Raw genomic sequence first — 22,595 nt, forward strand, 5'->3', positions numbered from 1 at the left:
GGGCGGCGGCGGCCGGGGCCGCCGCCAGCGGAACCGCGAGAACCACGGCGGTGGCGGTGACGGCGAGACGCTTGATCAGAGACATGGGGGTGCCCTTCCACGGAGGAGGCTGGCGAGACCGTTCGGGGGAGCGCCTCGAAGGTAACCCGGGAGAGCGGTCCCGCTCCCTGGCCAGAAGCGGACAGCAGGCGCCTGCGCACGATCACCCGGCCGGGCGACCATGGACGGCATGACGCCCCACGACGACCCGATGCCCGACAGCGTCTTGCAGAACGTCCTCGCCGTACTGGAGCCGCACCGCGATCGACTGGAGCCGTTGCTGCGCGCGGCGGCTGAGGCGGAGACCGACCAGGTGGGCCCTACCCTGGCCTCGTGATCTCCTACACGACCGGCGACGCGACCCGCCCTCATGGTCAAGGGCCGAAAATCGTCGCCCACGTGTGCAATGACCTCGGGGCATGGGGGCGCGGCTTCGTCACCGCGGTCTCCCGCCGCTGGCCTGAGCCGGAGGCCGCCTACCGGGCCTGGCACCGCACCGGCGACGGATTCGAACTCGGCGCACTCCGGCTGGTCCCCGTGAAGCCGGACCTGTGGGTGGCGAACATGATCGGCCAGCATGGCATCCGCCGGCCCGGCCACAGTGCCCCCATCCGGTACGACGCCCTAGAGAGCTGCCTGGCCGCCCTGCGCGACGAAGCCCTGCGCCTCCGTGCGAGCGTCCACATGCCGCGGATCGGCGCCGGCCTCGCAGGCGGATCATGGGACCGCATCGAGCCACTCATCCTCACCCAGCTGACCGGGCACGGTGTTGCGGTCACCGTCTACGACCTGTCGTAGGCGGACTGGAGCACCGCCTGCGCCCCGGTCTACCGCGCCGCCGCCGAAGAAGCATCAGAAGAGGCAGAGGCCACCATGCGGACCGCGCAACCCCTAGGTGAAGCGTGCCTAGTTAGCAAACCATGTCCGTTTTGAGTGGTCCCATTGGAACAACTTCCGTAGACAGGAACGTTGGAAAGTGTGACAGTAAGACAAGCAGACGCTCCTTCCCAAGCGTCCGCTAGCGGAGGTGTAACACCGTGAGTCGAACAACGCTACGGAGGAAGGGGCAGCTAACCCTGCCCTCCGAAGTCCGCTCAGCGCTGCACATCGACGATGGCGACGAAGTGGAGTTCGAAATCGTCGAGCCCGGCGTGGTCGTCATGCGGGGACTGAAGATGATCCCCGCTGACCAGGCGTGGTTCTGGTCAGAGTCCTGGCAGGCTGGAGAGCACGAAGCCAGCAACGAAATCTCCATCGGTCGCACCACGGTTCACAAGACCGCCGACGATATGTTCGACCACCTGGGCGGGTGAATTAGTGGCCACGTTCGAAACGACCGCGCGATTCGACAAGGATCACGCACTGCTCGACCCCTTCGACAAGGAGCGCTTCAAGCGCGTCGTGATCGAAGAGTTCGTTCCCGATCTGGACGTGGCGGTGGGCGGCGGCCGGTTTCGCCCTGGCCTGAGGGTCAAGGGAGTTCGGGGGGCTCCTGGCATCCTTGAGATGACGTGGGCCCCTGACGGCCGGGCCACGTTTCAGTTCGGTGAGCAGCTGAAGCTCGATGAGCCGCATGTGATCTGGCGGCGAGTTGGAACGCACGACGTGTTCCGCAGCCCCTGATCGGGCTTCTGGTTGCAGCCCCTGCCCTTCTAGGGCAGGGGCTTGCTGCTGTTCAGGCCCCGTTGATCACCCGACCTCGCCCCGGTACCGCAGGGTCCCCGCCTGGGAGGAAGGTTGGAGTCCCAGATCCATCTCGGGCGTCTTCCTGATTGAACCTCGCCTCATGATGAGGCATAGTTAAAGCATCACCCCGGAACATCAGGGCAACGGAGAAGGAGCCTCCATGAACACCACCGACCTCACTGCCGCCATCACTGCCACCCTTGGCGACGCCCCCACCGACTTCGACATCAACGCCATCGCCGACGAGATCACCGACACCTACGGCGCCGACCTCGCCAGCATCGACGCGATCCCCGGCGAGGAGTACTGGGCCATCGTGGAGCGGCACGACACCACGGCCTGACCCCCACACGCGAAGAGGCCCGCCCCTGAGCCACCAGGGGCGGGCCTCGGCACGGAAGGAGCCCGCACCATGTCCGACCCTACGCCCGACGAACACGGCCGCTGGACCACCACCCAAGTCGCAACGGCCATCGGCGCCGCCGACACTCATTCCGCCCGCCGCACTCTCTCCCGTTGGGGGGTGGCCGCCGTCGCCCGCCAACCGGGCCGGGGCGGCGAAAGCCTCTACGACGCCGACCAGGTCCGCGCTGCGAAAGCCGCCCGCCCGGGTCGTGGCGCCCGCACCGACCTCCATGGCCAAGAGGCGAAGTAGCGTGCCCGCCTACGGAGACCCCGACGGCCACGGCCTCTATGGGCAACTGACCTACACCGACGACGGCGAACACGTGATCTGCCACGAGTGCGGCCAGACCAAACGCGCCCTGGGCACCCATGCCTGGTACGCCCACCAAATCACCGCCGTCGAGTACCGGGAACGGCACGGCTTGTCTGTCGGACGTGGCCTGGCTGCCCCTGCGACCGCAGCGAAGTTCTCCGAGTTGGGCCACCAGGAGTACGCGCTGCAAGCCCTCGCCGAGCACCGCGACCCCGACCGGGCACGAGCCTCCAACCGGCACGGTCGCCAACGCTCCCAGACCCAGGCGGTCAGGCGTGAGACTGGCGCCCGTTCCCGCCTCGGCCGCCCCCTGACCGTCCCTGAGGTGGAGCGCCTGGCGGGGGCGCCATCAGTCGCGGAGTGGGCGGACATCGCCTGGCAGCTGGTCGCGTCCGGCGCCAGCAGTGGAAGTATCGCCCGAGCGACCGGTGTGAAGCGGGCGACCGTGCAGCAGCGGATGAGCCGCTTCCGGCCGAACGGTTCGACCTAGCCCGCTACCTCTGAGCTGCCTCCCGCAACGCCACCCACGCCGCGTGCCGGTTGTCCACCGTCTCCCACCAGGGGTGCCGGTTCTGCACCATCAGGGCCTCCATCCGAGCCGCGCGCACCCGGTCCAGTTCTTCGTGCTGTTCGGGTGAGATCTCCGCTTCCCCGGCGCGATCGCGAGGGAGGACGGCAGCCGGTCCGTGACCTCCCATACACGGGCGTCCGCTTCCCAGAAGGCCTTCTGCGCGGCGATGAGGTCGGGCGGGAAGTCGTAGGTCTCGGCCATAGGTCCCCCAGGTGGTGCGCGTGGTGCGAGGCGATCCTACGCACCGGCCCCAGACATGACGAAAGCGCCCCGCCGCCCTAACTGCATCGTGGGGGTCGCGGGGTGTCCATGCGGGCTTGGCAAGGGACTGGACACTCATTAGCCCTAGGGCTAATGTTCGAGGTGTTAGAGAAACGCCGCCCCAGGGAGCCCACCATGCCGCAGCTCACCACCACCGCCTACAGCGACATCACCGACCACCTCGCCGAGCACGCCCCCACAGCACGCCCCCTGGAAGCCATCGCCGCCGTCCTCGACGCCGATTACCACAGCGTCTGGCTCGACAGACTGACCATCTGGCACGCCTGGACCACCCCCGACGACGACACCTGGCACCTGGAGCACTACACCGCCGCCGAAGCCCTAGACGTGCTACACCAGCAGCTCGACGGCGCGGGCGTGTTCGACCGGACCGCCGCCCCCTCCCGCTACGCCGACCCCGCCGAAGCCCACTACCTGGAGCGCGACGAGGAGGTCATGGAGGAGTACTACGACATCGAGCTCGCCGCCGAGCATGACCGCCTCCCGGCCGACGCCACACCGCAGGAGGTAGACCGCCGCATCCAGGCCCGCATCACCCGAGCCCGCGCCGAAGCCGCACGACTGGCCAGCCTGCGCGCCCACCACGTCCGCGCCACCTATGGGGGAACCGGTGACCGCGGCTGGAAAGCCGCCGCCGCCCGCGGACTCGGCATCACCCCCGTGTCGCTGGGCGCGATCCTCGCTGACGACGAGGCCCGCGCCGTGAAGCGCAGAGAAGCCCGCACCAACGGCGACTGACCACCGCGACACCTCCAGCCCTAGACACGCCAAAAGCGCCCCGCCGTCCCGAAGGACAGCGGGGCGCCGCAGCGAGAGCGTGTCTTTGGCCGCACGCCCATAGCCGCACACAGGAGGCTACAGGGCGGCGGTTTGATTAGTTCGATTCGGTGGCGGCGAGGGTGCTCAAACTCCCTCGCCCAGCCGCCCTGGGTGGCAGGAGTACCCGCACTCATGGGGACCGCTGTAGAGCAGGCATTCGCCGTCGCACCCGTGGATGCAGTCCCGTAGGACGTCGGTCACCACGCCCAGCTCGCCCTCAGGCAGCAGGGACCGGGCGAACTCCCTCTGCTCCACCCGCTTCCTCCACCGGGTAGAGGAATCTCCCCCAGAACAATCAGGGCCCCCACGGCGGCGGGTTCGACGCCATCCTTCACGCGTTCCGGGGCAGCAGCCCGGCGTCTGAAACCGGCCAAGCATCCGAGCCATCACGCCTCCAGATCTCGGCACTCCTGGCACGGCTCCGTACGAAGCGGCCCTGGCCGCCAGAACACGATGAACGCCCCGAACGGGGGGATGATCGCGGCCACTGAAGGGTTGCAGTTCTCGTCGGCGCCGCGGAACACCCGTGGCAGCCACCAGCGGGTGAGGCGGGTCGGCGACCACCACATGAACCGGCCGAACAGGATGACCACGGCGGTGCACCTCCCAGCGTCGATCCCCGTTATGGCGAGTTATGAAGGCCTTGTTCGCCCAAGCAAAAGAGGGGCCGAGCGGCCCGAAGGCGACTCGACCCCGTAACCGTGCGCGTCAGGGACGCTTGTCCCCGCCGGAGCAGGGAGTCAGGCCAGCACGGTGGCCATCCCGCCTGGGTGCGTCACCGCCGGGGCGGAGGGTCTGACAGCAGACCAAGCAGGGTCCCAGCGCGGAAGCATGAACCATACAGAGTCAGGCCCCGTATGATCATGGCTAATAATATTAGTCATGATCATACATTTTTAGCCTTCTCGCTGGTCAGGCCGACAAAGCGTAGGCGCTCTTAGGCTTGCTGGTCTGTCGGATGAACACCGCCACCACCAAACCGATGAAGGTCATCAGGGTCGCGGTCTGCTCATTGCTCACATGCCAGCCGAACGTCACCGCGAGCGAGATGACCGCCTGCACAGCGCCGAGGATCGCAGCCTTGATCGACCCGCCGTTGTCGACGCTCCGGGTCGTGAACGCCACCCACACGCCAGCACCGGCCAGCACCACGGCGTTCATCGCCGCGACCTGAACCGTCGACCAGGGCAGCCAGAACGCCGCAGCAAGCTGGATACCGGACGCAATAAGACCCGCCCACAGGGCAGGCTCGCCAGTGAGTTCCCGCTGCTCCACTACTGCTCCTCACTCGGGGCCGGAGCCTCCGGGGTTTCGTCCTCAACCGGGCCGGCGACGAGCTTGATCGTGGCGGTGCCCGCCGGCACCACGTCGATCGCCTCGGTCACCTCCAGACCCAGCGACGGGATGGACGCCTTCAGGACGGCCGAACCCGGAGCGCCGGACACGACCTCACACGACCGGGTGTCCTCGCTGATGTTCAGGGTGACGACGGTCGGCTCGTTCGTCGACCACTCGACGGTCTCGACCGTGTCGTAGCCAGCCGCGTCCTCAGTGTCGGCCGTGTAGCGAACCTTCTGGCCGGTGTTGAGCTGCATGGTTTCTCCTTCAGTAGGGTCAGCTGGAACGCCTGTGGCCTCGTCAACGACGAGGCCTCGAATCAGGTGGATGCGGGTGGTGCCGAGCAGGTACGCCGCGAACACGTCTGCTGTCCGCCGCACGGCAAGCCGGGAAGCGGCCACCGTCGTCTCCCGGCCGACGCCCGGCAGAAGCCGCACCGGGCCATGAAGAGCCACCGCGGCGGTAAGAGCTGTCTGCCGCGCCTCGAACACGCGGTCGGCTGGGGGCAATGGGCACCTCCACGAAGTAGGCGGGCGCCCGAATGCGGGCATGAAAAAGCCCCGACCGTGCAGGTCAGGGCCATGTAAGAAAGCCGCTGATAATATCAGCGGCTCCACAACACCAAGATCAGTTCGCTTCGTCGACCAATCCCGGGATCCGCCCGTCGCGGTCCTGGGTGGGCTCGTCGAGGTCTTCATCAACGACGGGTGGCCGGTGGCGGCGCCACAGCCGCCACAGCAGGGCGCCCTCGATCACGCGGTCCAACTGAGGCTGAGCCCAAGCGCATGACGGACACCGCCGCCGTAGTGTTCGTTGGCGTCACTCGTACGCTGGATCTGGAAGTCGATCGGCAGGCCCGTACGCGCGCGCCCAAGCTCGGAAATCGCAGCGCAGACCAGCGCCCACCGGTTATCCAGACGACCGGGCCTAGGCGACTTGAACTGCGGAAACAGGGCGTCGAACTCGTCGTCCGGCAGCATCAGCCGCACATCCACATCCCGCCATACCTTGCCCCGCGCAGCCGACCCCACAAGGTACGGCAGGTGACCGAACGCCTGTTCGACCTCGCGAGCGAACGCATCCAGGTGCAGCAGCGCGGGCATGCCGACACCGGCAGCGTTCATGCGACCCTCAGCAAGACAGCCCAGGTATCCGGTCCAACGATTGAATCGACCTCGATTCCCGCCGCAGCCTGAAGCCCCCGAATGCCCTGCGCATGAACTTCGGTGAACACCGTGTCATCCACCTTCGGATCGAGCGCATAGTCCCGGGCGAGCAGCAGGTAGTGCATAGTCTTGACGTGCCACTTCAGCGGATCGCCGTCCTTGCGGCCATCGCCAAGCCGCAGAGTGGGCAGCTTCTTCACCAGGGCCTCCATCCAGTTCGTCTCCGTCGTTCCGTAAGGCGGGTTCCAGAAGCCCGCGACTACGTTCGCCGCTCTCACCCGGCGCTTGCATGAGTCGGCGGTGTTGCCCTCGATGGTCTGCACCCTGCCGTCGCCCAGGTTCCGCTCGACGATGCCGACGTGGTCAATCGGTGGGATACCGTCGCGGCCTGACCAGTCGAAGAACACGATCGCGCCGGGCTTGGCGTACTTCCTGATGTTCGCGGTAGTGCCCGCGTACCAGCGGCCCAGCCGTTCCCCGTCCTCCGCGTGCCAGATCGTGAACGCCCTGTCCCCCGAAGGTAGGACCGCGGCCTCGTTGCCGGACTCTCGCGCCCACCGGGTGATCGACATGTCGCACCACGGCGCCAGCAGGAAGGCGTCACCATGACGGCTGGCGTAGTCCCTCGTGATCCGGTTCGGCCTGCCGCACACCCCAAGGTCCTTACGGGCGGCGGCGAGCATTGCCTTCGCGGTCACTCGTCCTCGCCCTCCCCTTCGTAGATGCCGGTCGCAGAGTTGAGGACGTAGCCCAGGCTGGCAAGTACCTGCTCCTCATCCGACTCGGACGGCCCCCAGTCGAGGCGGTCCACCCCTTCCGCGACGAGCTCAGCCTCTGTCTTCTCCATGCGGCGCCTCCCGCCTCTGCCGGCGCCCGCGGCGCCAGGTGTAGATGATGATCTGCAGCCGCCACGCCAGCACGACGGGCACCAGGGCGAAAGCGGCCAGCCGTACGGCCTGGAACCAATCCCCTTCCGGCACCAGGAGCCGAAGCGCCCATAACCCCAGCGTCAGGGCAAGCACGCTCTGGAAGGCGAACACGTGACGGCCAGCCCCTGTACGCCACCACCGCGCTAATGCCGCCTGGGCTATCACGCACGCCCATGCCACCGCAGCGGACACGACTACCAGCACACTGCCGAGAAGCCTCAATCCCTCACCCACGGCCACCCCCGAAAGCGTCTTCCATCAGCGGGCCGAACCCGTTGTCCTCCCGCAACTTGCGCAGTCGACGAGCCAGCGACAACGCCCACCGGGCCCTCTCTCGCGCCTGCTCGCGTTCGGCCTCAGCTCGACGCCGGGATTCCTCAGCCAAGCGCGCAGCCTCGTCAAGGGTCAGCTTCTGCTCGTCTGGTGTGCTCATGGCTACGCCTCGATCTGCCGGGTGCGGATCTCCGTCAGCAGGGCTGCGGCGATCTGCGCGCCCTCGGTACTTGCCAGCAGAACGGCCCGAGTCTCCTCGGCGTAAGCCTGCCGGGTGGCTTCGTGTGCGGACCGCTCCTGCTCGAACAGGGACCTCCACTGCTCGGCGTCCTTCTCGGCCTCGGCGACCCGCTCATCGCGGTCCTTCTCCGCCTGAGCGATACGGGCGTCCCGGTCTGCGCGAACATCCTCAACGTGGGAGCGCGGGACCAGGTGGCCTTTGAACACCATCCAGAACCCTGAAACGATCACCGCTAGGGCGAGGGTGACAAGAGAACCCTGCACCCAGGGGATCGCTGCGAATTCCACACAGTCGCCTTTCTATGGTGCGGTTCGCACCGCATACGTAGGTGCCGCCCGCGTACCCCTTTGCGCATCCACACGGGCGGCACCGGCCCAAATGACCGGTCTTCTGGTCAAGCTGTGAAGAGCAGCCCGGCGGACTCCAGGCTGGTGATCAGCGTGATCACCGTGGCGCGGACGGCCGCGATGTCGTCCCGCAGGCTCTGTGAGTGAAGCGGGTTGTAGGAGGCAGGGGCGGAGAACGCCGTCATCGCTGGCGGATCTGAAACCGCGCTCCCCTTTGGGAAAGGCGGGATGGGCTCCAGCGGCACAGACGTACCTCCGGACGAGCGGGCCCACAGCTTGCCGCCGGAGGCGTAGATCCACACATCCCCTGACCCGAGGCCGCCGGTGTCAGGTGTGGACATGCCACGCAGAATCCACCCTTGTGACGCCACGGTCAGGGGCGCCCTCTGCCCAGAAGCTGCCTGAAGCTGCTGTACGGCACGTTGAAGGTCGCGGAACTCCTGAAGAAAGTCCGCTGGGAACACGTCAGGCATCAGACTCACGCCCTTCCAGGACGAGTTGGGCTTCCTCTTTGCCGGACTCCCTGGACACGGGAGTGATGCCAAGGCCGATCACACGACGTGTACGCCAATGAGGCAGGTGCCACTCGTTGTCAAAGAAGATCCGCGCGGCGTCGCCTAACAGGTTGGGTGTGAGCGATGGGTTAGCGCCGAACGTCACGCTCACCTGGTCGACGCGGACCGAGCCAGGGGCGGCGGCGGCCCACCAAGCGGCGTACGCCTCCAGCGTGTCCGGGTCAGACTCGTCGCTGTAGGAGACCGTGCGGTCGATCCGGGGCCACCCCGCGGCCAGATGCGCGGCGGCTTCGTGCACGTCCGACACCAGCGTGGTGGATCCGCTGGAGGCGTCGCCTCCAGTGCCGGAACCGCTGGCCCGCCACCGGGTGGCGCCGCGAAGCGCGTCGATCTGCTCTGACCACGACAGCACGTCACCGCCGTGCGGTGAGTCAACGAACAGGTGCGGCGGCGGATCCTGCACTCCAAGCTTGGGGTAGCCCCACACCCAACGTCGTTGCAGCACCCCGTCGACGACTTCGAGGTTGATCATCCATTCGAATCCGCCGTCTTGCTGCGCCAACTCCGCGAGCCGCTGCCCGTAGGTGACCTGCTCGGACGCCAGATACTCGCGGGACCTCAGCACTCCCGCGGTCCCTGTCTGAAGCACCAGGCCGAGGTTGGCGTGGGCCTGAGACTGCAAGTCCGTGAGGAGTGCTCTAGCGATCGCGACTTGATCCAGGTCAGCCCAGGAAAGGTCGTCCTGAATCTCGACCTGGCCCAGGTATGCGTCGAGTGTGCTGCCGCTCAGGCTGATCGACGGCGTCCCTCGCTCTGACCGGGAAGGGGTAGCGGATGTGATCCAGTACTCGCCCCAGCACTCGCCCTCTCGGTAGATCTCGCACGAGATGACGCCTGGCCCCCGGTCCAGGTAGGAGTCATCGCGCGGGATGATCTCGGCGACCTGGTCGCCGTCCTCGCGGGACGGGATCGGGATCGTCGCGCTGAAGCTCCCTGCTTGCCCGATCCGCTTGTCGAAGGAGACGTCCGTCAGATCCAGATGGCCCAGGTAGGACCGGTCGAGCATGCGCCGGAACACGTACTGGTAGGGCGCACTTCCACGAGAGGGCGCCCACGCTGGGTACGTCGGCGTCTCCGGCACCGTCGGCGCCGGAGTCGACGCCACCAGCACCGTCAAGCCGTGCGACACGTGCAAGCTGGTCGACGGCTCAAGCTCAACGGAAGGACGGTCAGCAGACGACGAGTACGTGCGGGTCGCCAAGCACGCGGACGTCCACACGGTGGACTGCCGCTGCGTAACGGTGTACCCGCCAGACGCCGACCAGGTGACGTCCGCACCGACGAAAGGCACACCGGCGCCGTACCGGAGATCTACCCCGCTGGCTGTCGCAGGAGTCGCCTCCGGAGTCGTGGCGTCCCCCGCCACGATCGTGATGTCGTTCAGGGTGGCGCCACGAATCGCAGCGATGATGACCACACCGTCGGCGTTGGCGTTCTGGCTGATGGTGTACTCGGCCGGTTCCGAAGAACCGGCTACCTTCCCCCATACCTTCGTGCCGGCCCAGGCGCCGCCCGGAAGCTGGTACAGCGGCTGCCAGGTGGTGCCGCCCTGTGGCCTGCCCATCCCACTGGAGCTACCGGCGTCGGAGCTGTGGAATGCCAGCAGTACGTCTCCGGCCTGCACCGCCGGTGCGTCCGCCGGGCCGGAGACGCCGTGTACTGACGTGCCTACGACACCACGGATCAGAGCGGGCATGGCACCCCCTCGTCTCTACAGGTGGGCGTCTCGCCACAGGAAGTCAGCGCCTCCGGCGCCGCCAGAGGTGGTGGTGTAGGTGATCGGGTTGGCTCCGACGCCGAGTACGAAGTCCTGCACCGGAACGCTGGATCCGCTCAGCGCGGACATCTTGTTCGTGTCGCCGACCGCGACCGTTCCGGCATCGGTGTCGATGTCCAACCGTTCGTCGGAGCCGAGCGTGATCGTGAACTGGATACTTCTGCCCATCAGCGCATTCGTCAGGATCGGGTTGACAGCGGGTCCTGGAATTCGGATAAGCGGATGGGTGGCGACGTTCCCGCCGTTGAAAAGGGACGTCTCTACCCCGACAGGGACTGTCACGCCGAGCCGTATCAGCCCGTATCGGCGTGGGTCCGAGCACGTCCACCGGACCTGCACCGGCGCCCACCCGGTGGCGTAGTCCTGGGTGGGGATCACGCGCGCATCAACTGCCGCCCAAGCGAGCAGAACCTCGTCTCGCCCCGAGACGACTAGCGGCACTTCCGTTTCGTCGTCCGGCGGCACAAGGACCTGCCGAAGGGCGGACAACGCGGACGTGAAGTCGCCGCTGGCGTCGATGCCTATCGTGGCGGACACCTGCCGGTCTTGGCTGAGGCGGCGGCCCGCCCAGCTTCCATGCCGGGAGGGCCGCAGCACATTACCGGAGTCCAAAGAGGGCAGGTCGTCCCAGCCTTCCACGCTGCCCGCGAGGACCTGGTACCGGTTGCCGTACCCGCCGAACAGCAGGCCTCCGAACTCGATCTGGAAGTCTCCAGTGATCTGGTCGCCCGGGAGGACGGGAACTGTCACGACGGGGTGCGGGATCGAGACAGCGATCGCGACCGGCCCCAGAATGACGTCGGCATCCACCCGGGCGCTCGGCGCCGGGACCACGGCTGAGGTCTCGACGGTGAGGAGGGGGGCCCCTGCTCCTGCGGACGCCGCCGGGGCAGGCACGTCCGCCGCCGCGGTTACCGGGTCCGTGTAGACGAGTTCAGTCGGCTGCGTGGAGACATTCGGCGTCGGCACGGCGGCGGTGACCGTGACCGGGTCCGGGTGGGCGCCCGCACCGGCCGATACGGACGGCGCTGGGACACCCGCAGCCGTGGTGACCGGGTCCGGGTGGGCGCCCGCACCGTACGACACGGTCGGGGCAGGCACGGAGGCGGTTGCGGTGACCGAGGCCGGGGTGACGGACGCGTCTACGGAGCCGGTGAGGACCTCAATGGCTGCCCACTGCCAGTCCGCCGTCCCGGATCCGGCTGCGTCGAGGTTGAACGTGACGCTGGTCCCAGCCGTTGGCGTGTTGGCGGCCTTGGCCGCGACGAGCCCCCAGAAGTGGCTGGAGTCGCCGAATGCCGTGAAATCATCCGTCGAAGTCGGGCTGCCCGTTGTGTATTCGACGGCGACCAGGAAGCCCCGGCTTCCTGCACCTGTTGAGGTGTAGGCGGCGACGTTCGAGTTGTTGACGGCCGTCGAGTTGTTTCCGGTCGCCCCCACCGGGGTGGCCAGGCTCGCCCCGGTGACGACGTAGACCTTGAGCGCGGCCCCGCTCCAGGACCCGGTAACGGACACAGTGATACCGGAGGCCCCGGCCGCGCAGGGAGCTGTCCAGATCTCGTGGTAGGCGCCGGAGTAGATGCGCTGGACTCGCCGCGTCCAGGTCAGCCCGCCACCGGACACGGTGGGGGCGGCGTTGAACGCGGCGACGCACGCCACCAGCAGTGTGCCCGCCGCCGGAGAGAAAGCGGCGGTGGTAAGGGTCCCAGAGGTCCACCGCTGCACCAGTGCGGGACTGGTGGCGATGCCTACTGCCATCCCCCACCTCCTTCACAAGGCCGAGGGATGGTCGAGGGACGGCGGGGTTACGGGGTCCAGTCGATCGTCATCAACCCGTTGCTGTGCGGGGTGATCAACAGGGTTCCGTCGTTGGTGTTGTAGCCAGTACCGAGATCGATGCCGATCATCAGGTTGTCGCCTGCTAGCGCGTCCGCGTACATGTCGACGTACCGGACGCCTGACAGGGTGGAGGACGCCCATTGGACCGCGTCAGTGCTGTACTTGCTGACGCCGGCGCCGGGCCGGGAGAAAGCCGTACCGGTGACGACCTGGCCGCCCGCGGTGTATCCCGTGCCGCTGATCTCGTTCGTCGACGAGTACGCCGTGTTGGCGTTGTAGTCAGGCGCTCTCGAAGAGGTGTAGAGCGCCCACTTGTGCGTCTCGGCATCCCAATTCAGCGCGAGCTGGGTGGTGTCGAGAATGTCCTCCATCGTCGGGAGGTAAACGCCACTCGCCATGTCAGGCCTCCACCCCAGTCAGCACAGCCAACTCCCGACGCACGACGGCTGCCTCTGCCTGCGCACGCTCCAGCTGCGCGCGTGCCTGTTCCAGAGCTGCTCCAAGCTCGGCCCGCCGGGCGTTGCCTCCCCCGCCCTGCTGGCTGAGGAGCCGTTCCAGTTCGGGAATCGTCGTCGCGCTGAGCTTCGCGATCTCCCGCTCCCTGCGCAGCCACTCCCGGGTCTCGTTCAACCGGTTCGAGGCGGCCTGCTTCCGCGCCTTCGCCGCCCTGATGGCCTCCGGGTCTCCGGAGGTGAGGGCGGCCTGGTAAGCCTCCTTCGCGTCGGCGTGCTCCTCGCTGATCGGCTCCAGCGCCTCAAGAAGTTCCAGTTCGCCACGCAGTTGCTGGCTGCTTCGGCTGCGGACAATGCGTTTCACCATCAGTCGCGCTCCTCAGTGATGCCCGTCCAGGGATTGAGCCGCAGGTGAGGGAGGGTGACGTGAGCGTCCTGACCCGCCCACCGCATCCGGACCCGGTTACCGAGCGGATCCTTGATGACCTTGATCCAGTGGCCGGTGACCTCATCCCGGTACTCAGTCACTTTCGGCCGGACCCGGTGCGACCACCCCTGGGGGCGGACCGCCACAGACCGGAGCCGCGCCAGGTCAGATGGGCTATAGCCCTGCAGGGCAGCCATACCTAAATCGCCTCCCGAGAGAAGAGAGAAGAAGCCCGCTGGCAAACCAGTCAGGCCACGTTTTGATTACTGATGGGCCCAAAGCGGCAACAGAAGGCACTTGGACCGTGGCAAACTGCCAAAACGTCGGGGGACGCCATCGTGAACGCCGTTAATTGGAGTGATCCGTGAGGTCTACACGCCTGCTCGCACTCACCCTCGGAACCGCTGCCGCCCTGACGGCCTGCGGGACACCAACCGTAACTACCAGCCCCGACACAGCAGCCCAGGAAGCAGCAATCAGCAAGCCTTCCGCCGCTGAATCCTCCGCGACCCCCGCCAAGAAGAAGGCCGGAGTCGGCGACATCATCACCCTCACTGGCTCCGAGGAAACCCTGAAGGTTTCGGTCAAGGTGGCCAAAGTCATCACCAAAGGCGCGCCCGCGAACGACATGGTCAAAGCCGACGCGGGCAAGCGCCTCTACGGCGTAGAGCTCGTGCTGAAAGTCACCGGCACCGCCACCTACGACGACTCTCCCAGCAACGGCGCCAAGGTGATCGACGACGAAGGCCAGGAATACGACGCTAGCCTCTTCGGAGAAATCGCTGGCACCCACAAACTGAACGCCACGACGATCGCACCAGGCGATGTCCGCAAAGGCACCCTCGTCTTCGAAGTGCCCACAAACGCCAAAATCACCCGATTCCAGTTTGCGCTGAACAGCGGCTTCGCCGACCAGAAGGGAGTGTGGGCGGTCAACTAAACCGCCCACACCCTCACCCTCTGGACCGCACTCCTTGCCCCATGATGAACCGGAGATCCTGGGCAATCGCATACGGCGACTGCTCAGGGGTGACATGCATCTCTCCGATGTTCACCAGTGACCCATCCCCGCCCTGAGTGCTACGGGAAATGTCTTGCCACTGCCGGTCGGTCAGCACTGGCTCCGGTCTGCCCGTCCCGTTGTGGACCAGGGATGTGCCCGGCATGAGGTAGCCGCCGGAGTCGTACTGGGGCCGCCCAATCAGCTGAGCCGATCGGGCGGCGACCTCACGAACGTTGGCGCCGGTGTAGGGCGCCTCAATGATCGAGTTCTTGGATGAGTACATCCACACGTGGCCGGGGTGCGGAAAGCCCAAGTCGCCCGGCGTAGGCGTCTGCACTGGCTTGACCCACTTCATCTGGGCCTGACTGACCCGCGGCACCCCACTCACACCGGCGGCCTGCAACGCGCGCATCACCAGGCCTGAACAGTCAAAGGCGTCGGGCCCCGTGCCGCCCCACAGGTATGGCTTGCCGAGCTGAGCACGGGCGAAAGCAATCGCCTTCGCAGCCTTCGGCCCGCCGGCCTTCTCCTCCTTGGCTCCGATGCTGTCGATGACCATTGAGATCATCTTCTTCGGTACACCGACCAGCATCTTCGCCCACGGACTGCCACCCATGGCTGCCTGCGCCTGGTCGAGCAGCGGGTTCAGGAGTTTCTCGGCACCGATCTTCAACCCGCCGGCCAGGACCTCCTTGATGTTGCCAACAATGCCACCGGACGCGAAAGCGCCGGCGAATCCGGCCCCGCCAGGGTCGCCAGCGATGCCGAGGAACCGCGCGACACCACCGACGCCACCCTTTCTGGCTGCGGCGTTGGCGCTGTGCACGTAGTCCTCGCCCACGGCGCGTGTCCACTCTGGCCGCATGATGGCCTCGCCGCCCGAGACCGCCGCCAGACCGACGTCCTTACCTGGCGTGTACCCCGGATAGATGCCGCCCTTCGCGAGGGCCGGTATTGCCGAAAGCTTCGTGGTGTCCTTGAGGCCAAGCGCGTCGGCGACCGCGTTCCATACCTTGACGATACCGCCGTTATAAACGGTCTCAATTATGAAATTGATTGGCTTCTTGGCGATGTCCTTGAGGTTGTTCCAGAACGTTTCGATCATCGAAACGCCCTTCTTGAACCCGTTCGGAACATCCTCGGTGATGAACTTCCACAGTGCCGTCAAGGCGGGCTTTATGACGGTTTCCCATGCCGCCTTGATGACCTCGCCAGCCTTGGAAAACGTGGGCTTGACGACGTTCTCAAACAGCCACAGGACCTTAGGCGCAAGCGTCTCGGTGATGAACTTCCACAGCGCGGTCAGTGCGGGCTGGATCACTGTGGTCCACGCCGTCTTGATCCACTCACCGATCTTGGTGAATGCAGGTTTGACGATGGTCTCCCACAACCAAGTGACCGCCGGAGCCAACACCGTTTTGACGAAGTTCCACAGCGCCTTCAAGGCGGGCTGAATAACCGTGTTCCAGGCCCATGTCACTGCCGCCGAGATGCCCTGCCAGGCAGGGACGATTACGTTTTGCCACAGCCAGGTGACCGCAGGGGCCACCACGGTCATGACGAATTCCTTGAGTGCCTCGAAGGCGGGCTTGATGGCGTTTTCCCATGCCCAGGAGATCACCTGGACGATTCCCTGGATCGCGGCGTCGACAACCGCCTTGAACTCGGGGAAGGCGTGATAGGCAGCGATCACCGCGGCCACGACGAGCGCGATCGCGGTAATGATCAGCCCGATCGGGTTGTCCTTCAGCGCCAGGTTCAGGATCTGCTGTGTGATCGCCCACACCTTGACCGCTGCGGCGATCGCGAGGATCCCCACCGCTATGCCTCGCACTACATTCGGTGGTAGTGACGCGATGGCCTTGAAAATCCCGGATATGGTGGCCAGCGCAGTCGTGCCGATCGGCGCCAGGGCGGAGACCACGTTTTTGATGGCGGCCGACAGGTTGATGAAAATCGCCTGAATCGACGGCCACGCCTGACGGACGTAAGCGATGAAGGCTTGGAAGGCGTTTGACTTACCGAGCCCCTTGCCCCAGGTTGCGAAAGCGGAAGCGGCCTTCTGGATGCCGCCGACGATCGTCGGGACAAATGGTAGGAACGCCTTGATGACACCGGCCACACCGGTGCCGATGCTGAGCAGGCTCTTGCCGAGCCCGGTAATCGCGGTAGGCGCCTGCTTAGAAAGGTCGGAGAAGAACGACGTCCAGAACTTGCCGCCAAGAGCTTTCGAGGCGGCCTGCTCCAGCCCGGTGAGGGCCTTGGCCGACCCTGAAATCAGCGGAGTCAGAGGCTTGAAAAGGCCCTGAACCACCTTCAGTGCGCCCGTTACGGCAGGGAGAACGGCTGGTTCCAGCCGCTTCTGCCACGCCTCGTAGGTGTTTTTGAACGCCTCGATCTGTCGCCCCGCCGCCGCGGCGGCGGGCGTGAGCTTCACCAGCTCCTTGGTCACACCACCCGTCGAGGCCGCCTGGGTCTTCGCCGCGGCGGCCTGCTGCAACTGCATGACCTTGAGCTGCCGTTCGGCGTCCTCGACGCGCTTGTCCGCTTGGGTGATCTTGTCCTTGGCTGCGACGACCTGCTTCGACCCCTCGATGCCAGCCTTGTCGGCGGCCTTCTGCTCGGCCTGGAGCTGCTTCGTCCGGGCGATGGCGTCCTTGTGGCGTTGCTCGGCCTCCCGAACAGAAAGGTCGGCCCGCTGCAGTTCCAGATCGGTCACTGTGTTGCCGGGCTTGGACGCTTCCATCTGGAGCTTCGCCAGCCGGGCGCGGGCCTCCTCAACGGACAGCGCCGCCGACTCCTCCGACAGGGCCGCGTTTGCGACCGACCGCGCGAGATCATCCGCGGCTTGTTTCGCCGCCCGGCGGGCTTCAGTCAGCCCCTCTTCAGCCTGCTTCGCCGCAGTCTTGGCGTCCGTGATGCGCCGCTCGGCGTCCTCCAACTGCATGCTCTGCAGCGCGGCCTGAGCCGCCGCCGCACCTGCCGATGTCGTAGCACCGGCGGAGGACTTGACCGCCTGTTCCTGCTGCTTAGCCGCCTCCTGGATGCGCTGCAGGCTCGGCACCGCCACAGCCGCCAGCCCAGCGAAACCCACCCCGGCCGACGCAAGGACACCGCCGAGGGCGCCGGCGCCGAGAGCGGCCGTAGCCACCGCCGGAATCGCCGCCAGAGCGGCAGTGACCAGAGCGATCTGGGCAAGCGCCCCCGCCGCGTCAACATCAACCTCGGCCCGCGCGGTCTTGCCGTCGACCCGTTCCAGAGCCGCGTCCAAAGCCGTCAGCTCAGCCAGGGCCGCCGCCACATCGACCTCGGCGTCCGCACTGATCTGCTGCCCGTCCAGTGCCGACAGCTCCGCTTTGAGGGCCGACAGCTCCGCCTGCGCCTGCACCGAATTGATGTCGATGCCGACCGTTTTGGAGGCCAGCGCCTCCATCCGGGCCCGCAGGTCAGCGATCTTCGCCGCCGCCGGGCTTGAGTTGGCGTCGATCACCAGCTCGGGCAGTGACCTGAATGCGGCCTCGACCTGAGACTTGAACTTCTGCGCGTAAGCGCCGCCCTGACGGGCCCCTTCAGCGGCCGGATCCTCTTCGGGCTCCACCCGGACGGGAACCTCGACCGGCTTGCCGCTGATCTTGTCGACGTCCGCCTGGATCTTCGCCAGTTGAGCCAGCGCTGCGGCGGTATCCGCCTTGACGTCGACCTCGGCGTCCTCGTTGAGTGCCGTCAGCTCCGCCTGGAGCTTGGTCAGCTCCTCAAGAGCCGTCTTAGCGTCGATGTCGACGCCGATGGTCTTCTTCGACAAGGTTTCCAGAGAAGTGCGAAGCTCCTGCACCCGCTTCTGGGCCTCAGACGAGTCGGCGTCAATCTCGGCCTTCGGCAACGACTTGAACGCCGCTTCGACCTGACGCTTGAAGCCGCGGGCGAAAGCGCCACCAACCTCATCGCCATCGCGTGGAGCCTGCTGCCTCCGCTTCTTCGTCTCCTCCTGGAGCGGCTCGTAGACCCCCTTGAGGGCATCGCTGATGCCTCTCTGGATGTCCTTGCCGATCGCCTGTCCGAGGTTGTAGGCGCCAGGAAGGATCTGCTTCTTCAGGTCATCGATGAAGCCCTTGGCAGACGGGACAACAGGGACAATGACGTCGCCAGCGGTGAACTCAGCCACGACTCACCTGCCATTCGGGGTCGTGGAAGAGCGGGTCTATGTGCTGGCTGCGCCGGGCTTGCTCTGAACCGTCACGCGTTCAACCGTGACGTCGATGACGGCGCCTTCGATCCGGCCGCCGTTGATACGGCGCCATATCGCTTCACGCTGCTCGGCGGTGAATTGGCGTCGACGAGCCTTCTTCACGCCGGGCCGCGTCATGGGTTGCGGAGGCCTGCCCTTGCCGCCGTTGACGCGGATAACGACGTAGATCAACGTCCGCACCGAGTCGATGAGTGAGGCCAGGAGCATTTCCTCCTGCGACCATGGCGCTTGAGAAGGGTCAGCTTCCTTGCCGGCCTGTTCCAGTTGGGCGTCGGTCATTCGGTTTCTCAGCGCTGTCTTGGTCGCCGACTCCGACGGCAGGTGCCGGATCAGGTTGCGCAGGAGCCGCCAGGTGAGTTTCGTGTCGCCGCCGCCCGGCCTCCACAGGTCGCGCAAGTCGGTGCGGTGGCAATGCATCCACAGGTCGGCCTCGACCGCGTCGTAGTGCTCGGCGAGCAGCACGGCGAGGCCTGCTATTCCCCCCGGCTGAGCCCCTGATAGTGCTCGGTGCACGCCTCGATGAGCGCGTTGACGTCTTCAGCGGATATATCAGGCACCTTGCAGAACCGCGGGTAGTCCTCACCGAGCAGTTCGGCGAGGAACTTCCTCAAGTCCTGGTTGCCGCCGTTCAGGTCAGCGACGACCTGCCAATCAGTCGAGGCGGGCGGCTTCATGGTGAAGAACTCGCCATCGACGTCAAAGACGAACGGTTCAGCGACGGCTTCCCGCTTACGGGCCCGCAGAGAGAACAGGGAGACCGGAGTCCCGTCCTGCGTGATGACCTTCGACTGGGTAGTGCGGCGGGCAGGGGGCATCAGGAGTTGACCTCATCGAGCTCGGGGGCAAGGTAGGACCGGTAGATGGTGTTGTTGGCGGCGTCCGGGTAAGCGGTGATGGTGATCTCGAAGCCGCGCATCTCGTCCTGCTTGGCGGTGTCGTCGCCTCGGTCGGTGACTTCGCCTTCAGGGACGTAGATGCGCTCCCAGAGGGTGCCGTCGTAGATGTCGAAGATCCACGACCGGCGGTCAGGAGTGACGGTCGCGGACTCAGCGAACGTCACGATTCCTTCCACATCCGGGTCCAGCGCCGTCAGGTCCTGCCGGAACATGATCGACCGGACGATCGGCCGGCGAGTCTCCCACAGGGTCAGCTGGAAGGTGCGGACGCTGCTGGTGATGACGGTGCGGAACGGCGCCGACTGCCCCCAGCCGGTGAAGGACTCGCTGTCCTCGTCGAACGCGGTCGTCAGACCGTCATCCGAGATGGTGCCGAGCGCCAACCACGGCGAGGTGGGGGCGTTACGCGGGTCAAGGGGCTGAGCCGTGCCAAGCGGGGCCGCCCAGCCGCCGCCGTTGGCGCCGACCATGGCCAGGTCGTCAGAGCGAGCAATCGTAACCACGACGTCTCCTTGCATGAAGAAAGCCCCGGCCGATGAGGTCCAGGGCTGGAAGAACTGGCCAGGTCAGGCCGGATGAACAGTGATCCGGTACGTCGCTCCGAAGCGGCGCAGACCGGTGTTGTCGTAAGGCAGGGGCCGCGGCCCAGTGAGAGTCTCCACACGGGTCACCACGGCGTTGCCGGTCTTGTTGCGAGCCAGACGGTCGTGTAGCGCCTGCTGCACGTCCAGCGCTGCGGTGGAAGCACCGTCGCGGGTGGTGTCGAACACGTCGACGTCGACAGTTGCCCGGTCGAGCCGGAAGCCGTCGTAAGGGCCGCCGATCCTCCGCACCTTGGCCACCGGGACGAGGTCGTCGAGGTCATTGGGTGTCTCGGACATGGCGTGCACACCGGTGACGTTGGCCTCGATCCACGACGTCAGAAGGGCCTCAACGTCGATCACTCGCGGCTCACCTGGTCAATCGCCTGCCCCAGAATGCGGCGCCCTTCGCCGATTCGTCGGTTGCCGAACTCCAGAGGGGCCGCGGCTGGAGAGTCGTTGCGGACCTTCGCCCAAGCGCGGTCGCCTGTGCCCATTTGGATGGGGCTGTCTGACTGGCCGCTGTCGATCTCGAACGACTCGGCGTACTCTCCAGAGTCGTGCGGGGCGGCGGCTTGTGCGTAGGAGACGAGCAGCCGTGCTCGTTCGACCATCTCCTGCTGCATTTTGCGGGAGCGCAGCATCTCGCCGATGGACTTGGTGTTCGCCTTGAAACGGGCTTTGGCCACGGGGTTCTCCCCTCGTTCAGCCGCGGGTGCGTTCGAGGCGGACTTCGACGCCGGGCGCGGTGCCTGTCAGGGGGGACTTCCAGGGCTGTGGTTCGCCCTGCACGGCGAACACCCGCCCATACAGGCGCACCCGGTCCGTGGCACGGACGTCTGTCCCGTGCGGAGTCAGGACAGTGAACAGTTCCTTGGTCTGGTCCTGGGCCTGCACCTGCTCGGTGCTTCCGGTAGGCCAGGCGGCGCATCCCGGCACGGGGATCTCCCGATCGGCACCCGGCAGGTAGTTGCCGGCGCTGTCTCGGGTGCGTGCGCCGGGCCGGAGGATCACCACGGTTTCGCCTTGCGGCAAAGGGACGGGCATCAGTACCAGCCCTCCTCGTACCAGCCTTCCTCCGGCCAGGTCGGGTCGATCAGGATCGGCCAGGACGCGGACGGGTCAGCGGTAGCCGGAGTGGGGTCGATGGTGAACGCCCCTCCCCTCCCGCCCAGCCGTTTCAGCGTCGCCGTCTCGGCTTTGGTGAGGTACAGGCCCGCTTGGGGGCGTTGCACGCTGTACGGCCCCACGGACTCCGAGGAGACACCCTGGGGGTTGGCGTAGCATCGGCCCGCCGCAGCCAGCACCACCGCGCTCGCCCCTTCCGGGAGGGGCTTGACGATCGACTCGGCCAGCAGAGTGGCCTGGGTGAGGAGTAGGTCCGCGCGAGCTTCGTTGATCTCCGTCAGGTCGAGGTACAACGCGAGATCCACAGCGGTCAGCACCACAGCGACCTCCTACAGCGCCTCGATCGCTTCCACCCAGCGGGCCAGATCCTCAGTCGGGTCAAGTTCCTTGGAGCGTTGCCGGGCGCGCCCAGACGCCGCCTGCCACTCGGCGGGGTTGTCCAGGGTCCGGATGGTCGCTTCCCACGCGTCCACGTCGCTGGCCTCGCAGAAGATCCCGCCATCGGCGAGGGCTTCCGCCAAGCCCGGGGTGGGGTTGGCGATGACGGGGATGCCGGAGGCGAGCGCCTCCACCGCGACACGACCCCATGACTCCACCGCGGACGGCATCAGCAGCACGCGGGTACGGGCGTACACCTCATCCCGCATCCGGCCGCCAGGCACCTGGCTGATCCACTCGACGTTGGGAAGGTCACCCTTGATCTGCTGCCCGTACGCGCCTTCAACAGCCAAGAAATGGTGGCCTGGCAGACGCCGGGCGAGCTCCCAGAACACCCGGGCGCCCTTGGCAGGGTTGCAGTTGACCAGAGTGATCCGGTCACCCGGCACGGTGGCATAGTCCTCGGTGAACACCGGAGGCCGCACCACGATCGACGCCGCCGGCCGCACCCACTGAGGGTGCTCGGCGAACTGGGCGTCAGCCTCAGCCTGCAGGTGCAAGCTGTTGTAGACGACCAGCGCGCACGACGCGGCAGCGAGGTTCTTGAAGATGATCGGCGCCGGATTGTGCGCCACCCCTACGAACGGGATGCCGTAGCCGCGGGCCAGCGCCGCGGCGGCGGGCACGTTCTCGTACTGACTGATGACGACGTCGGCGTGCCGGATCGCCGCCCCGAAGTCCAGACGGGACGCCAGTGGAACCACGCCGATGCCGTCGATGCTGTACGGGTCGCGGGCCTTGCCGTACCGCGACAGCCACACCGTCACCTCATGGCCACGGACCACCAGAGGACGCAGCATGGATAGCAGTGCCCACTCGCCGCC

35 protein-coding genes are annotated in these 22,595 nt (G+C 66.5%); 8 read left to right on the forward strand and 27 right to left on the reverse strand.

Annotation, left to right across the window (positions count from 1 at the left end):
• Positions 1 to 229 precede the first annotated feature (229 nt).
• From ACFOYY_RS40205 to ACFOYY_RS40230, 6 genes are all read left to right on the forward strand, one after another.
• Positions 230 to 376, forward strand: a complete 147-nt coding sequence (locus tag ACFOYY_RS40205) for a hypothetical protein (RefSeq protein WP_386196618.1) — start codon at positions 230 to 232, stop codon at positions 374 to 376.
• A complete protein-coding gene (locus tag ACFOYY_RS40210; RefSeq protein ID WP_386196620.1) occupies positions 373 to 837 on the forward strand; it encodes a macro domain-containing protein in 465 nt (154 codons plus the stop codon). The genes ACFOYY_RS40205 and ACFOYY_RS40210 overlap by 4 nt, the downstream gene beginning before the upstream one ends.
• A 239-nt stretch (positions 838 to 1,076) precedes the next feature.
• A complete protein-coding gene (locus tag ACFOYY_RS40215) occupies positions 1,077 to 1,352 on the forward strand; it encodes an AbrB/MazE/SpoVT family DNA-binding domain-containing protein (protein ID WP_386196622.1) in 276 nt (91 codons plus the stop codon).
• A 4-nt stretch (positions 1,353 to 1,356) separates the two neighbouring features.
• On the forward strand, positions 1,357 to 1,662 hold the full coding sequence (locus ACFOYY_RS40220; protein ID WP_386196624.1) for a hypothetical protein: 306 nt from the start codon (positions 1,357 to 1,359) through the stop codon (positions 1,660 to 1,662).
• Positions 1,663 to 1,885: 223 nt separating this feature from the next.
• Positions 1,886 to 2,068: a hypothetical protein gene (locus tag ACFOYY_RS40225; RefSeq protein ID WP_386196626.1), complete on the forward strand. Its 183-nt coding sequence runs from the start codon at positions 1,886 to 1,888 to the stop codon at positions 2,066 to 2,068.
• Positions 2,069 to 2,381: 313 nt separating this feature from the next.
• Complete coding sequence (locus ACFOYY_RS40230) at positions 2,382 to 2,933, forward strand: MucR family transcriptional regulator (protein ID WP_386196628.1); 552 nt, start codon at positions 2,382 to 2,384, stop codon at positions 2,931 to 2,933.
• A gap of 90 nt (positions 2,934 to 3,023) precedes the next feature.
• Here ACFOYY_RS40230 and ACFOYY_RS40235 read toward each other — a convergent pair whose 3' ends face one another.
• The gene (locus tag ACFOYY_RS40235) at positions 3,024 to 3,215 is read right to left on the reverse strand and encodes a hypothetical protein (RefSeq protein WP_386196629.1); all 192 of its coding nucleotides are present in this window, start codon (positions 3,213 to 3,215) and stop codon (positions 3,024 to 3,026) included.
• A 195-nt stretch (positions 3,216 to 3,410) separates the two neighbouring features.
• Between ACFOYY_RS40235 and ACFOYY_RS40240 the strand changes: the two genes are divergently transcribed.
• Positions 3,411 to 4,034: a hypothetical protein gene (locus tag ACFOYY_RS40240; RefSeq protein ID WP_386196631.1), complete on the forward strand. Its 624-nt coding sequence runs from the start codon at positions 3,411 to 3,413 to the stop codon at positions 4,032 to 4,034.
• Positions 4,035 to 4,199: 165 nt separating this feature from the next.
• Here ACFOYY_RS40240 and ACFOYY_RS40245 read toward each other — a convergent pair whose 3' ends face one another.
• From ACFOYY_RS40245 to ACFOYY_RS40320, 17 genes are all read right to left on the reverse strand, one after another.
• Positions 4,200 to 4,370 (reverse strand): hypothetical protein, encoded by a 171-nt coding sequence (locus tag ACFOYY_RS40245; protein WP_386196632.1) that lies wholly within the window; start codon positions 4,368 to 4,370, stop codon positions 4,200 to 4,202.
• 131 nt (positions 4,371 to 4,501) lie between these two features.
• Positions 4,502 to 4,708 (reverse strand): hypothetical protein, encoded by a 207-nt coding sequence (locus ACFOYY_RS40250; RefSeq protein ID WP_386196635.1) that lies wholly within the window; start codon positions 4,706 to 4,708, stop codon positions 4,502 to 4,504.
• 319 nt (positions 4,709 to 5,027) lie between these two features.
• A complete protein-coding gene (locus ACFOYY_RS40255) occupies positions 5,028 to 5,390 on the reverse strand; it encodes a hypothetical protein (RefSeq protein ID WP_386196636.1) in 363 nt (120 codons plus the stop codon).
• Positions 5,390 to 5,962, reverse strand: coding sequence for a hypothetical protein (locus ACFOYY_RS40260; protein WP_386196637.1), 573 nt, complete (start codon positions 5,960 to 5,962; stop codon positions 5,390 to 5,392). The genes ACFOYY_RS40255 and ACFOYY_RS40260 overlap by 1 nt, the downstream gene beginning before the upstream one ends.
• 118 nt (positions 5,963 to 6,080) lie before the next feature.
• Positions 6,081 to 6,209, reverse strand: coding sequence for a hypothetical protein (locus ACFOYY_RS40265; protein WP_386196640.1), 129 nt, complete (start codon positions 6,207 to 6,209; stop codon positions 6,081 to 6,083).
• Positions 6,206 to 6,577, reverse strand: coding sequence for a hypothetical protein (locus ACFOYY_RS40270; RefSeq protein WP_386196642.1), 372 nt, complete (start codon positions 6,575 to 6,577; stop codon positions 6,206 to 6,208). The genes ACFOYY_RS40265 and ACFOYY_RS40270 overlap by 4 nt, the downstream gene beginning before the upstream one ends.
• Positions 6,574 to 7,317, reverse strand: a complete 744-nt coding sequence (locus ACFOYY_RS40275) for a CHAP domain-containing protein (protein WP_386196644.1) — start codon at positions 7,315 to 7,317, stop codon at positions 6,574 to 6,576. The genes ACFOYY_RS40270 and ACFOYY_RS40275 overlap by 4 nt, the downstream gene beginning before the upstream one ends.
• Positions 7,314 to 7,466 (reverse strand): hypothetical protein, encoded by a 153-nt coding sequence (locus tag ACFOYY_RS40280; protein ID WP_386196647.1) that lies wholly within the window; start codon positions 7,464 to 7,466, stop codon positions 7,314 to 7,316. The genes ACFOYY_RS40275 and ACFOYY_RS40280 overlap by 4 nt, the downstream gene beginning before the upstream one ends.
• Positions 7,447 to 7,788: a putative phage holin gene (locus ACFOYY_RS42525; protein WP_449343632.1), complete on the reverse strand. Its 342-nt coding sequence runs from the start codon at positions 7,786 to 7,788 to the stop codon at positions 7,447 to 7,449. The genes ACFOYY_RS40280 and ACFOYY_RS42525 overlap by 20 nt, the downstream gene beginning before the upstream one ends.
• The gene (locus ACFOYY_RS42530; protein WP_449343633.1) at positions 7,775 to 7,981 is read right to left on the reverse strand and encodes a DUF7620 family protein; all 207 of its coding nucleotides are present in this window, start codon (positions 7,979 to 7,981) and stop codon (positions 7,775 to 7,777) included. The genes ACFOYY_RS42525 and ACFOYY_RS42530 overlap by 14 nt, the downstream gene beginning before the upstream one ends.
• 2 nt (positions 7,982 to 7,983) lie before the next feature.
• Complete coding sequence (locus tag ACFOYY_RS40290; RefSeq protein ID WP_352016107.1) at positions 7,984 to 8,349, reverse strand: hypothetical protein; 366 nt, start codon at positions 8,347 to 8,349, stop codon at positions 7,984 to 7,986.
• Positions 8,350 to 8,456: 107 nt separating this feature from the next.
• The gene (locus tag ACFOYY_RS40295; protein ID WP_386196654.1) at positions 8,457 to 8,594 is read right to left on the reverse strand and encodes a hypothetical protein; all 138 of its coding nucleotides are present in this window, start codon (positions 8,592 to 8,594) and stop codon (positions 8,457 to 8,459) included.
• Between the two features lie 280 nt (positions 8,595 to 8,874).
• Positions 8,875 to 10,680, reverse strand: a complete 1,806-nt coding sequence (locus ACFOYY_RS40300) for a hypothetical protein (RefSeq protein ID WP_386196655.1) — start codon at positions 10,678 to 10,680, stop codon at positions 8,875 to 8,877.
• Between the two features lie 15 nt (positions 10,681 to 10,695).
• Complete coding sequence (locus ACFOYY_RS40305) at positions 10,696 to 12,519, reverse strand: phage distal tail protein (protein ID WP_386196657.1); 1,824 nt, start codon at positions 12,517 to 12,519, stop codon at positions 10,696 to 10,698.
• A gap of 47 nt (positions 12,520 to 12,566) precedes the next feature.
• Positions 12,567 to 12,971, reverse strand: coding sequence for a hypothetical protein (locus ACFOYY_RS40310; RefSeq protein WP_386196659.1), 405 nt, complete (start codon positions 12,969 to 12,971; stop codon positions 12,567 to 12,569).
• 28 nt (positions 12,972 to 12,999) lie between these two features.
• Entirely contained in the window at positions 13,000 to 13,419 is a 420-nt protein-coding gene (locus ACFOYY_RS40315) for a hypothetical protein (protein ID WP_386196661.1), read from the reverse strand.
• Positions 13,419 to 13,676 carry a hypothetical protein gene (locus ACFOYY_RS40320; RefSeq protein ID WP_386196663.1) on the reverse strand — a complete coding sequence of 86 codons (258 nt, stop codon included), beginning with the start codon at positions 13,674 to 13,676 and terminating at the stop codon, positions 13,419 to 13,421. The genes ACFOYY_RS40315 and ACFOYY_RS40320 overlap by 1 nt, the downstream gene beginning before the upstream one ends.
• Before the next feature lie 167 nt (positions 13,677 to 13,843).
• Here ACFOYY_RS40320 and ACFOYY_RS40325 point away from each other — a divergent pair, with 167 nt between their 5' ends.
• Positions 13,844 to 14,419, forward strand: a complete 576-nt coding sequence (locus ACFOYY_RS40325) for a DUF4352 domain-containing protein (RefSeq protein WP_386196665.1) — start codon at positions 13,844 to 13,846, stop codon at positions 14,417 to 14,419.
• A 13-nt stretch (positions 14,420 to 14,432) separates the two neighbouring features.
• Here ACFOYY_RS40325 and ACFOYY_RS40330 read toward each other — a convergent pair whose 3' ends face one another.
• The 9 genes from ACFOYY_RS40330 to ACFOYY_RS40370 form a co-directional block, all read right to left on the reverse strand.
• Positions 14,433 to 18,644, reverse strand: a complete 4,212-nt coding sequence (locus tag ACFOYY_RS40330; protein WP_386196667.1) for an NlpC/P60 family protein — start codon at positions 18,642 to 18,644, stop codon at positions 14,433 to 14,435.
• Positions 18,645 to 18,680: 36 nt separating this feature from the next.
• Positions 18,681 to 19,190 carry a hypothetical protein gene (locus ACFOYY_RS40335; RefSeq protein ID WP_386196669.1) on the reverse strand — a complete coding sequence of 170 codons (510 nt, stop codon included), beginning with the start codon at positions 19,188 to 19,190 and terminating at the stop codon, positions 18,681 to 18,683.
• 11 nt (positions 19,191 to 19,201) lie between these two features.
• A complete protein-coding gene (locus tag ACFOYY_RS40340; RefSeq protein ID WP_386196671.1) occupies positions 19,202 to 19,543 on the reverse strand; it encodes a hypothetical protein in 342 nt (113 codons plus the stop codon).
• Complete coding sequence (locus ACFOYY_RS40345; protein ID WP_386196673.1) at positions 19,543 to 20,127, reverse strand: phage tail tube protein; 585 nt, start codon at positions 20,125 to 20,127, stop codon at positions 19,543 to 19,545. The genes ACFOYY_RS40340 and ACFOYY_RS40345 overlap by 1 nt, the downstream gene beginning before the upstream one ends.
• A gap of 63 nt (positions 20,128 to 20,190) precedes the next feature.
• Positions 20,191 to 20,568, reverse strand: a complete 378-nt coding sequence (locus tag ACFOYY_RS40350) for a hypothetical protein (protein ID WP_386196675.1) — start codon at positions 20,566 to 20,568, stop codon at positions 20,191 to 20,193.
• The gene (locus tag ACFOYY_RS40355; protein WP_386196677.1) at positions 20,565 to 20,894 is read right to left on the reverse strand and encodes a hypothetical protein; all 330 of its coding nucleotides are present in this window, start codon (positions 20,892 to 20,894) and stop codon (positions 20,565 to 20,567) included. The genes ACFOYY_RS40350 and ACFOYY_RS40355 overlap by 4 nt, the downstream gene beginning before the upstream one ends.
• Positions 20,895 to 20,910: 16 nt before the next feature.
• Positions 20,911 to 21,252 (reverse strand): hypothetical protein, encoded by a 342-nt coding sequence (locus ACFOYY_RS40360; protein ID WP_386196679.1) that lies wholly within the window; start codon positions 21,250 to 21,252, stop codon positions 20,911 to 20,913.
• Positions 21,252 to 21,653, reverse strand: a complete 402-nt coding sequence (locus ACFOYY_RS40365; RefSeq protein ID WP_386196681.1) for a hypothetical protein — start codon at positions 21,651 to 21,653, stop codon at positions 21,252 to 21,254. Before ACFOYY_RS40365 ends, ACFOYY_RS40360 begins: the two co-directional genes overlap by 1 nt.
• A gap of 9 nt (positions 21,654 to 21,662) precedes the next feature.
• Complete coding sequence (locus tag ACFOYY_RS40370; protein ID WP_386196683.1) at positions 21,663 to 22,571, reverse strand: glycosyltransferase family 4 protein; 909 nt, start codon at positions 22,569 to 22,571, stop codon at positions 21,663 to 21,665.
• Between the last annotated feature and the right edge of the window lie 24 nt (positions 22,572 to 22,595).

Origin of the sequence: Streptosporangium jomthongense, from assembly GCF_042650425.1 — a bacterium.
In the GTDB taxonomy this organism is placed as follows: domain Bacteria; phylum Actinomycetota; class Actinomycetes; order Streptosporangiales; family Streptosporangiaceae; genus Streptosporangium.

Bases quoted from the DNA above. Each gene is read 5' to 3' on its own strand.
- ACFOYY_RS40305 (WP_386196657.1), bottom strand. From the start codon at position 12,519: ATGGCAGTAGGCATCGCCACCAGTCCCGCACTGGTGCAGCGGTGGACC.
- ACFOYY_RS40205 (WP_386196618.1), top strand. From the start codon at position 230: ATGACGCCCCACGACGACCCGATGCCCGACAGCGTCTTGCAGAACGTC.
- ACFOYY_RS40360 (WP_386196679.1), bottom strand. From the start codon at position 21,252: ATGCCCGTCCCTTTGCCGCAAGGCGAAACCGTGGTGATCCTCCGGCCC.
- ACFOYY_RS40370 (WP_386196683.1), bottom strand. From the start codon at position 22,571: ATGCTGCGTCCTCTGGTGGTCCGTGGCCATGAGGTGACGGTGTGGCTG.
- ACFOYY_RS40340 (WP_386196671.1), bottom strand. From the start codon at position 19,543: ATGCCCCCTGCCCGCCGCACTACCCAGTCGAAGGTCATCACGCAGGAC.
- ACFOYY_RS40225 (WP_386196626.1), top strand. From the start codon at position 1,886: ATGAACACCACCGACCTCACTGCCGCCATCACTGCCACCCTTGGCGAC.
- ACFOYY_RS42530 (WP_449343633.1), bottom strand. From the start codon at position 7,981: ATGAGCACACCAGACGAGCAGAAGCTGACCCTTGACGAGGCTGCGCGC.
- ACFOYY_RS40320 (WP_386196663.1), bottom strand. From the start codon at position 13,676: ATGGCTGCCCTGCAGGGCTATAGCCCATCTGACCTGGCGCGGCTCCGG.
- ACFOYY_RS40315 (WP_386196661.1), bottom strand. From the start codon at position 13,419: ATGGTGAAACGCATTGTCCGCAGCCGAAGCAGCCAGCAACTGCGTGGC.
- ACFOYY_RS40280 (WP_386196647.1), bottom strand. From the start codon at position 7,466: ATGGAGAAGACAGAGGCTGAGCTCGTCGCGGAAGGGGTGGACCGCCTC.
- ACFOYY_RS40300 (WP_386196655.1), bottom strand. From the start codon at position 10,680: ATGCCCGCTCTGATCCGTGGTGTCGTAGGCACGTCAGTACACGGCGTC.
- ACFOYY_RS40310 (WP_386196659.1), bottom strand. From the start codon at position 12,971: ATGGAGGACATTCTCGACACCACCCAGCTCGCGCTGAATTGGGATGCC.
- ACFOYY_RS40235 (WP_386196629.1), bottom strand. From the start codon at position 3,215: ATGGCCGAGACCTACGACTTCCCGCCCGACCTCATCGCCGCGCAGAAG.
- ACFOYY_RS40295 (WP_386196654.1), bottom strand. From the start codon at position 8,594: ATGACGGCGTTCTCCGCCCCTGCCTCCTACAACCCGCTTCACTCACAG.
- ACFOYY_RS40240 (WP_386196631.1), top strand. From the start codon at position 3,411: ATGCCGCAGCTCACCACCACCGCCTACAGCGACATCACCGACCACCTC.
- ACFOYY_RS40270 (WP_386196642.1), bottom strand. From the start codon at position 6,577: ATGAACGCTGCCGGTGTCGGCATGCCCGCGCTGCTGCACCTGGATGCG.